This is a genomic window from Ferroacidibacillus organovorans (assembly GCF_001642725.1).
Lineage (GTDB): Bacteria > Bacillota > Bacilli > Alicyclobacillales > SLC66 > Ferroacidibacillus > Ferroacidibacillus organovorans.
On the sequence record NZ_LSUQ01000081.1, the window covers coordinates 1 to 8,976 of the forward strand.

Sequence of the window (8,976 nt, forward strand, 5' to 3'; positions counted from 1 at the left end):
GAGCAATCGCACGCGCAACCATTTGTGCGCGGTCTTCGCCAGATGAAATCGAGAGTCCCGCCTTATGCGGAGGGATGGCCGCTGGTATAAACAATACGCGATCGAGTCCTACGGTCTCGCGCGCTACTTCTGCCATCACCAAATGGCCAATGTGCGGGGGATCAAACGTGCCGCCAAACATTCCGAGCCGCATCACGGTCATCTCGGCAACACAATCGTTTTGTGATCGACGGATTTGCGATATATCGTGATCGTCTTCCCGATCGTCTGCACGATCTCCGCTTTGGTCGAGCGAGCGATTTCTTCCGCCGCTTCCTTCACAGTCCACTCCGAATTTTTTAGCAGAGATAGTTTGATGAGTTCGCGCGCCTCAAGTGCAAGCCCAATCTGGTCGAGCATGTTCTCTGAGATGCCGCCTTTACCAATTTGGAAAATCGGCGTCAAATGGTGCGCCAGTCCGCGCAAATAGCGAGTCTGCGTTCCTGTAAGCATGTTGTTCCTCCTTTCATCGATTCATTCGTAGCGCTTCTTTCGCTGCAGCCATCATTCGATCGATGGGTGGCGTAACGCCAAACCATTGTTCGAACGCGAGCGCCCCCTGATACACGAGCATTCCGAGTCCCCCGTGGGTGTGCGCGCCGCGCATTTCTGCCTCAATCAGCAACACGGTCTGCGCAGGGCGATAGACGATATCGGATACCCAGTGGTGTGCGCGTATAAACTCAGGTGAAATCGGACTCTCGTTCCACTGTGCGCCTTCCATACCTACAGAGGTTGTATTGATTATCACATCTACCTCTTGCGCGCGCAGTTCATCAAGCGAACACGCCACAAGGTCGACCCGTTTCGCGAGATGCGCGAATGAAGCGCAAAGGCGCGCCGCCCGCTCACCGTTCCGATTGACCACAAAAACACGAGCACAAGTCGGTGTGTCTGTGAGCAGTGTATAGAGAATGGAGCGTGCCGCGCCGCCCGCGCCAAGGATAACCACGGTCTGTCCTGCGAGCGACGGCGCACCCGCGTCTTGATACGAGCGCAGCCAACCTTCACCATCCGTCGTATCCCCGACCAGACGCCCATCTCGCAGCGTAACCGTATTGACCGCGCCGACGGCGCGCGCGCGCGCGGTCAGATCATCGAGCAGCGGCAAAATCGCCTCTTTATGCGGTATGGTTACGTTACAGCCGGCAACCGAAAGGGCGCGCAACCCACGAACTGCATCGGGCAGATCACGCGCAGTGACTTTACACGCTCCGTACCAGGCACTTAGAGAAAGCGCCGCATAGGCGGAGCGGTGCATCACAGGCGAGAGACTGTGCGCGATGGGGTCACCGATGACCATGAACATCCGTTCGATCGCACTCACGCCTTTCACTCGAAGCTTCCGTTACGAGATGAGCGCATTGCGCACATTCACCGTGACACCTTTAGGCAGATGAATCACGCCTTTGATGGCTTGACCAGAGAGCCGCAAAAACCCGAGCCCAGGGATCGCGAGATCGACCGGTCGGCCCTCTGTAAACGAAACATTTTTAGGCACGAGCGTGCGTAATCCTTCATCGCACAAAGCGCACGGTGGCGTGAGCAACCCACCGAGATGACGCTCATAGAGACTGTCCGCCTGTTGCAATTTCGTGCGATGGACGCGCAGTTGATTGGCGACGTAGACCACGACACTCTGCGGTGGCCCCTCGACAAAATCGAAGCGCGCAAGGCCACCCAAAAAGAGGGTCTGCCCCTTTTGCAACTGATAGACGCGGGGGCGCAACCGCTCTGTCGGCATAATCTGCTTGAGCGACGCCTTGCACACGCGATCCTGGATGCGATGTTTCCCCATGAGTCCAGGTGTGTCAACAATGGTGAACCCCTGATCCCCGAGCTTTATAGCCATCGAGCCGAGAGTGGTTCCTGGAAAGGCGCTCGTAGTAAAGCGCGTCTGTTCAGGATCTAAGCGTGACAGCAGCGCATTTAACAAACTCGATTTACCGACGTTTGCCATTCCCATCACCACAATCTGTTTCTTGCGCGCGCGCGCTTCCAGCCGCTCCATGAGTTCATCCATGTGGTAACCCGATTTTGCACTGACCAAAACAGCGTCACTCGCTGGAATCTCCGCACGCCTGGCCTCTCTCAAGAGCCACGATTTCACATACTCATCTGCCGTCTGTTTCGGAAACAAATCAAACTTGTTGGCGACGATCATCACGTCATGCTGACGAAGCACCCCGGTAAGCCCTGGTACGACACTCCCGCTCACATCAAACAGATCCATCACATAGAGCACGAATGACGGACGGGCGAGCGCCCTCATGACCACTTGGCGGTAGGTCTCCTCTGGAATCGCCATCGGTTGAAACTGGCCATAGTGAATCAGCCGATAACAGCGCTGACAAACCGGCTGTTCCCGCATAAACGCCTCATTCGTGATGTAGCCAGGAGCATCCTCTGTATCCATTTGAAGCGGCGCACCGCAGCCTGTACAAATCAGGCTCATACTACTCATCCCGCAACACATCTTCCCTTCCCGAATCGTCCCACGTGTACTCTTGTTGCCTCGCCGGTTCTGGCAACCTGGCCAATACGAAGCGCTCTGCGATTCGATTGACCTTTGTGCCGAACCATTCTTTCGGGTGAATGGGCTGCACCAGAATCGTATAGAGCCCCGCCCGATTTCCCCCTAACACATCCGTAAACAGTTGATCGCCAATCATCGCAGTCTCGCCGGCAGAAACGTTCAGTTGCGCCAAGGCCTTGTGAAAATTCACCGTGCGCGGCTTGCGTGCTGGCGCAATGCAGGGAATCCCAAGCGGTTGCGCAAACGCCCGCACACGCGCCGTTTCATTGTTTGAGAGGATCATCACACGAAACCCTAAATCCTTGACATGCGAAAGCCAGGCTACCAGTTTTGGGGTAGCCTGGGGCGAATTCCACGCGACGAGCGTGTTGTCTAGATCTGTAAGGATTCCGCGAATGCCGCGATTCGCGAGCGCTTTTACGTCGATGTGGTATATGGATGTCACATACTCGTTCGGTTTTAAAGAAGACAGCAGACGCACCCCACCTGAACTCCGTTACGCTCTACTGTAACACAAGCGGGAAAGACTTCGCAAAAAACGCAATCCCTCCCACGCCAACCCGGCGATTCATAAAAGGATTTGACCCACGCGCGCGCTTCAACGAGCGTTTTCACGAAACTGTTCCTGCAACTTTTCAATCGCCCGCTTTTCAATCCGCGAAACATACGAGCGTGAGATCCCCATCGCTTTTGCAATCTCGCGCTGCGTCTTTTCCTCGCCATATGGAAGACCAAACCGCGCCCAAATGATCTCGCGTTCGCGCGGTTCAAGCACTTTAAGACCCGTGTAGATTGATTCGCGGTCGATGCGAAATGCGACGTCTTCAATCACCTCGTCGGCGTCTGATCCGAGAATGTCAATCAGCGAGACCTCATTGCCTTCTTTGTCCTGTCCAATCGGCTCTTGCAGGCTCATGTCGCGCCTTCTTTTTTTGCGGCTGCGCAGATGCATGAGAATCTCATTTTCAATGCACCGCGCTGCATAGGTGGCAAGGCGGACACCGCGCTCGACGCGAAACGATTCGATGCCCTTGATCAGTCCGATTGTGCCGATAGAGACGAGGTCATCCGTATCGGTCACCCCGTTGTCATACTTCTTGACAACATGTGCCACGAGCCGCAAATTGTGTTCAATCAGCGTGTTGCGCGCGTCTTTGTCTCCAGACGCGAAGCGCAACAGCGCCTCATGCTCCTCGCGCTTAGCGAGCGGCTGTGGAAACGTCTGATTTTTGACGTATGAAACCAGCACCGTAAATTCCCGCACCAAAAGGGATAAGGACAAAAGCAGACTCACCTGATGCACCTCCCTGCGCGCAAGCCATTCTATGCGAATGGGACATCTCGCATGTGTGGCCAGCGCTCAGGTTATCCGTGGCGCGCTGCGTTTTGCTGGCTTTTCACTTCATTGCGCAATTGCTGTGCGTACGTCGTCGAAAAGTAGTGACCGCCGCTTCCGTCATTTCTCGCGACATAAAAGTAGTAGTCCGTCTTCGCCGGGTGAAGCGCCGCTTGGATTGAGGCGAGTCCCGGATTGGCGATCGGTCCGGGCGGAAGTCCACCATACACATAGGTGTTATACGGATTGTTGATATAGAGGTCATTGTTGAGGCTTCCATGCCCATTTAACGCATAGAGAACCGTCGCATCAATCTGCAGTTTCATCGGCGGATGCAGATGGAGGCGATTATAGATCACACTCGCGACGAGCGGTCGCTCAACCTTAAGCTTTGCCTCCCGCTCAATCATCGAGGCAACAGTCATCACCTCTTGCACGGTCAGCCCCTCGCGCGCAATCTCACGCAGACGATACGGATCAAGCACCTGCTGCGTCATTTGCAGCATCGTTTGAATCACTGTGCGTGGAGATTCGCCACGCACGAAATCATACGTATTTGGAAACAAGAAACCTTCAAGCGGGTCGCGCACCGAAGATCTCCGATACGATGTCGCCAAAAATGCGTACGAGAAATGATCCGCTTTTACTGCGTGCATAAACGAGCGCGAACTGCACACGCCTGAACGCTGCAGTGTCGCCGCCATCTGCGTGACCGTATACCCTTCCGGAAACGTCACAGTAACGGTGTTATAGGCAACCGACCCGCGCGTCAGTTCGTTCACCACAGAAGGAACATTTTGTTTCGGCGAAAACGGATAGCGACCCGCTTGCAGTCGATCTGCTTGCCCCGAAAGAGAGAGATAAACACGAAACCAAAACGGGCTGCGTATCACCCTACTCCGATAAAGAAGGTCAGCAATTTGAGTCGATGTCGCTCCCGCCGGGATGTTGATCCAGGTCGTTTTTGCGACATTGCCCGGGAGATAAATCGCCTGGTAAGAAGAAATACCTCCCCAAAAAAGTGCGAAGGCGACCAGGAGCGACAGGCCCCCGCGCCTTCTCATTCGTGGCTTCATTCGCTTCGCTGCTTCCTTTCTCCTGCTTAACTTAGATCGTCCCACTCCACCATGAGTGTGTCAAACGCTTCTGCGACGCGCTCCCACTCCTCGTCATCTTCAATACCGCAAAGCGACGCGTCATCATCCTCGACGCTGCCTTCCACGCGCAGGATGAGCGGTTCCTCTTCCGGCTCAAGAAGCGACATTAACAGCACATAGTGCCGGTCTTCCATTTCAAGAACGCGAAGCACCTCATAGTCTTCATCGCGTCCCTCGTCGTCGGTCAGCGTCACATGACCCTGAAGCAACAAATCCATCACGGCGCATCCCTCCTCACACGGTCTAAATACGTTTGCAATATGAGCGTCGCCGCCACTTTATCGATCACTCCGCGGCGATTTTCGCGGCGCACATTTCCCTCGATCAAAAGCCGCTGCGCAGAAACGGTCGACAAGCGCTCGTCCATCCATTCCATTGGCACAGCAATCACTTCTTGCAGCCTATCCCTAAACGCCTGTGTCTTTTCTGCACGTGCACCGATCGTACCATTCATGTTGCGCGGAAATCCAAGTACCATTCGTTCCACATCGTGTAGCGCGACCAATTCCGCAATTCGTGCGATTGGGTCTTTCACCCGCCGACAATCGATCACCTCAAGCGATTGCGCCGTTACCTGGAGAGCATCGCTCATTGCAATGCCGATCCGGACGTCACCATAATCAATTCCCATCACCCTCACGGCAAGCGCGCCGCGAGATACGCGCGCACGAGTTCTTCAATCAACTCATCGCGCTCCAGTCGGCGAATCGTGTCACGCGCGTCTTTATGGCTCGTGATGTAAGCTGGATCGCCCGAGATGAGGTATCCGGCCATCTGGTGAATCGGGTTATAACCTTTCTCACTGAGCGCCTCATAGGCGAGAAGCAAAGCGCGTTCGGCGCGACTCGGTTCATCAGGCCGAAGTCGAAACTGCATCGTTTCTTCAAAAGACGACATGAACACGTAACACCCCTCTCTCGCGATTCGTGTCCTCAAAAAACTATATTCGCGGACCGTTCGCCAAAATCCTCTTTCACAGAGCGTCTGACAAGAGTTGTGCGAGCAGTGTCTCTGCGTGTTCGAGCGCCTGGGTCAACTTTTCCGGGTTCCCTCCACCCGCCTGAGCAAGATCTGCTTTACCGCCGCCCGCTCCTAAAGCCCGATTTGCGATCTCTTTGACGAGCTTTCCAGCGTGCGCGCCGCGCACCTGGAGCGAAGGAGGTACAGCCACGACAAATGCTGCTTTCCCATCTTTCGTAGAACCAAGAACGATCAAGAGATCCGCGTGCTTTTGGCGCAAATAATCTGCCATCGCGCGCAAACCCTCGACATCTTGCTCACGCGCCGACGCCACGAGCGCACTTCCGTGTGCGTACTGTGTAATGCGCTCATCAAGCTGCCCCGCCTCCGCGCGATGCAAGCGATTCATGAGCGTTTCTACCTCTTTTTCAAGCGCTCTCACCTGATCGGTCACCGTCTCCACGCGCTTTGGCAAGAGTGCGGGCGTCGATTTGAGCTGGTCTGCCACGCGGAAGAGCAGCCGCTCTTCTGCTTTGACAAACTCGTATGCAAACGCGCCTGTGACAGCCTCGACACGACGAACGCCAGAACCAATTCCGCCCTCGCTGATCAAACGGAAGAGGTTGATCTGACCGTTATGCGAAACGTGACAGCCGCCGCACAATTCGATCGAGCGCGATCCGGCGCGCACGACGCGTACGCGTTCACCATACTTCTCACCAAACAGCGCCATGGCGCCAAGCGCTTTCGCGTCTGCCTGCGCCATTTCTTCAATTGTGACCGGTTCATCGTCCCAGATCGCCTGATTGACAAGCAGTTCAATGCGCTCTAGATCTTCTCGCGAAATCGCTCCCGTGTGCGAAAAATCAAAGCGCAGCCGATCCGGTTGAACGAGCGAACCCGCCTGTGCGACGTGATCTCCGAGCACTTCACGCAGCGCGTGATGTAGCAGATGCGTAGCCGTATGATTTTTCGTAATCGCAGAGCGGCGCAGCGAGTCTACCTCGGCGACCACGCGCTCTGCCGTGCGCACCGATCCCATCACCACCTCACAGAGGTGGACATGCTGACCGTTCGGCGCTTTCTTTACATCTTCGACGCGCAGTTCAAAATCGCGCCCGCGAATGACGCCAACGTCCGCCACTTGACCGCCGCTCTCCGCATAGAAAGGGGTTTGATCCAACACAACTAAGACGCGTTCGAGCGCACCCGCGTGCTCTACGGCCTCGCCGTTCAAAAAGAGCGCAACGATATGCGCATCCGACTTTAGCTTGTCGTAACCCACAAAGACGCTTGGCACAAGCAGATCCGCTAACTCTCCCGTTTGCACCTGCATGCTGTCTACCTGTTGCCGCGCGCTGCGCGCGCGTTGCCGCTGCGCTTCAAGCGCTTCTACAAATCCTTCGCGATCGATTTCCATGCCGCTCTCTTGCGCAATCTCTTCCGTCAAATCGATTGGAAAACCAAACGTGTCGTAGAGACGAAACGCTTCAGCGCCTGGCAGCACGGTCGACCCCATTTCGCGCAGCCGCGCGAGTGACTTTGCGAGCAGCGCCTCGCCGTCCGCAAGTGTCTCGTGAAACCGCTCTTCTTCAAGCTGCATGAGCTTCGCAGTATGTTTCGCGCGCGCCGTGATCTCTGGATACGCGTCACTCATCATTTCAGCGACGACAGGAACCAAGGAGTGTAAAAAGGGTTCGCCGAATCCGAGTTGTTTGCCGTAGCGCACCGCGCGCCGCAACAAGCGGCGAATCACGTAACCGCGCCCTTCATTCGACGGCGCGACACCGTCTGTGATCGAAAAAACCACCGCGCGCGCATGGTCAGCGATCACCTTGAGCGCTACGTCGACCGCCGCCTTCTCACCGTAGTGCACGTCCAACTTCTTTGCAGCCGCTTCAATAATCGGCATAAAAAGGTCTGTCTCGTAATTCGAAGGTTTATCTTGAAGGACAGACGCCGTTCGCTCTAGCCCCATCCCCGTGTCAATGTTCTTTTTGGGAAGCGGCGTATACGATCCGTCAGCGTTGTGATTATACTGGCTGAAAACGAGATTCCAGATTTCCAAGTGACGGTCACAGTCGCAACTCGCGTCACACGCGTCGCGACCACAGCCAACATCCGACCCGCGATCATAAAAAATTTCCGAATTTGGTCCACACGGCCCTTCGCCGATATCCCAGAAATTCTCCTCTAGACGAAGGATTTTTTCTTCCGGAAAACCGATCTCGCGATGCCAGATCAAAAACGCTTCGTCATCCTCCGGATGAACGGTAATCGAGAGACGCGACACGTCCATTTTTAATCGATCTGTCAAAAACTCGTACGCGTAGTGAATCGCCTCGCGCTTAAAGTAATCGCCGATCGAAAAATTGCCGAGCATCTCAAAAAACGTGTGGTGGCGAGCCGTTTTTCCTACGTTTTCAATGTCATTTGTGCGAATGCATTTTTGGCTGTTCGTAAGACGCGGATTGGTGGGAACAACGCGTCCGTCAAAGTATTTTTTCAGTGGCGCCATGCCGCTGTTGATCCAGAGAAGCGTTGGGTCATCATGGGGTACAAGGCTTGCGCTCGGCACAATCTCATGCCCCTTCTCCCGAAAAAACTCCGTATAAAGACGACGAATTTCTCTACCCTGCATGCCAAATTCCTCCTGAACGTAAAATAAGCCCACATCCCCAAGGGACGTGAGACTCACGCGGTACCACCCTCGTTATGCGGCAGGCGACCCGCATCACTTTGACCGCGCTAGCGGGCGGAACCCGTCTCCTATACTGACGCGCGAACGAGCTTCCCAATGCCCTCGCACATTTCCGCTTTCAGCCAAGGCGGAAACTCTCTGGATGCAGGCTTCTTGGTACTTCTGTCCGGATATGGAGCGATATGAAAGCCCCCGCACATGCGAGGGCATTGTCTGGCAACGTCCTACTCTCCCAGGACCCTGCGGT

The 8,976-nt window shown here is 55.2% G+C and carries 11 protein-coding genes; all 11 read right to left on the reverse strand.

Features of this window, described 5'->3' with window-relative positions:
* Positions 1–193 (reverse strand): nicotinate-nicotinamide nucleotide adenylyltransferase (locus tag AYW79_RS14345; RefSeq protein WP_156481947.1); only part of this gene is annotated, 193 nt, incomplete at its 3' end.
* Between the two features lie 5 nt (positions 194–198).
* Positions 199–492, reverse strand: a complete 294-nt coding sequence (gene yhbY, locus AYW79_RS14350; RefSeq protein ID WP_067567300.1) for a ribosome assembly RNA-binding protein YhbY — start codon at positions 490–492, stop codon at positions 199–201.
* Between the two features lie 13 nt (positions 493–505).
* Entirely contained in the window at positions 506–1,366 is an 861-nt protein-coding gene (gene aroE / locus AYW79_RS14355; protein WP_156481946.1) for a shikimate dehydrogenase, read from the reverse strand.
* 21 nt (positions 1,367–1,387) lie between these two features.
* Positions 1,388–2,494, reverse strand: a complete 1,107-nt coding sequence (gene yqeH / locus AYW79_RS14360) for a ribosome biogenesis GTPase YqeH (RefSeq protein WP_067953428.1) — start codon at positions 2,492–2,494, stop codon at positions 1,388–1,390.
* 1 nt (position 2,495) lies between these two features.
* On the reverse strand, positions 2,496–3,056 hold the full coding sequence (locus AYW79_RS14365) for a YqeG family HAD IIIA-type phosphatase (protein WP_067567306.1): 561 nt from the start codon (positions 3,054–3,056) through the stop codon (positions 2,496–2,498).
* 117 nt (positions 3,057–3,173) lie between these two features.
* A complete protein-coding gene (sigK, locus tag AYW79_RS14370; RefSeq protein WP_067567309.1) occupies positions 3,174–3,869 on the reverse strand; it encodes an RNA polymerase sporulation sigma factor SigK in 696 nt (231 codons plus the stop codon).
* A gap of 71 nt (positions 3,870–3,940) precedes the next feature.
* Entirely contained in the window at positions 3,941–4,987 is a 1,047-nt protein-coding gene (gene mltG / locus AYW79_RS14375) for an endolytic transglycosylase MltG (RefSeq protein ID WP_067567311.1), read from the reverse strand.
* 26 nt (positions 4,988–5,013) lie between these two features.
* A complete protein-coding gene (locus AYW79_RS14380) occupies positions 5,014–5,286 on the reverse strand; it encodes a DUF1292 domain-containing protein (protein ID WP_067567323.1) in 273 nt (90 codons plus the stop codon).
* Positions 5,286–5,699: a Holliday junction resolvase RuvX gene (ruvX, locus tag AYW79_RS14385; protein ID WP_335339638.1), complete on the reverse strand. Its 414-nt coding sequence runs from the start codon at positions 5,697–5,699 to the stop codon at positions 5,286–5,288. The genes AYW79_RS14380 and ruvX overlap by 1 nt, the downstream gene beginning before the upstream one ends.
* A 5-nt stretch (positions 5,700–5,704) precedes the next feature.
* Positions 5,705–5,965: an IreB family regulatory phosphoprotein gene (locus AYW79_RS14390; RefSeq protein WP_067567317.1), complete on the reverse strand. Its 261-nt coding sequence runs from the start codon at positions 5,963–5,965 to the stop codon at positions 5,705–5,707.
* 76 nt (positions 5,966–6,041) lie between these two features.
* Entirely contained in the window at positions 6,042–8,669 is a 2,628-nt protein-coding gene (gene alaS, locus AYW79_RS14395) for an alanine--tRNA ligase (protein WP_067567326.1), read from the reverse strand.
* Between the last annotated feature and the right edge of the window lie 307 nt (positions 8,670–8,976).

Bases quoted from the DNA above. Each gene is read 5' to 3' on its own strand.
- yhbY (WP_067567300.1), bottom strand. From the start codon at position 492: ATGCTTACAGGAACGCAGACTCGCTATTTGCGCGGACTGGCGCACCAT.
- yqeH (WP_067953428.1), bottom strand. From the start codon at position 2,494: ATGAGCCTGATTTGTACAGGCTGCGGTGCGCCGCTTCAAATGGATACA.
- mltG (WP_067567311.1), bottom strand. From the start codon at position 4,987: ATGAAGCCACGAATGAGAAGGCGCGGGGGCCTGTCGCTCCTGGTCGCC.
- AYW79_RS14380 (WP_067567323.1), bottom strand. From the start codon at position 5,286: ATGGATTTGTTGCTTCAGGGTCATGTGACGCTGACCGACGACGAGGGA.
- ruvX (WP_335339638.1), bottom strand. From the start codon at position 5,699: ATGGGAATTGATTATGGTGACGTCCGGATCGGCATTGCAATGAGCGAT.
- AYW79_RS14390 (WP_067567317.1), bottom strand. From the start codon at position 5,965: ATGTCGTCTTTTGAAGAAACGATGCAGTTTCGACTTCGGCCTGATGAA.
- alaS (WP_067567326.1), bottom strand. From the start codon at position 8,669: ATGCAGGGTAGAGAAATTCGTCGTCTTTATACGGAGTTTTTTCGGGAG.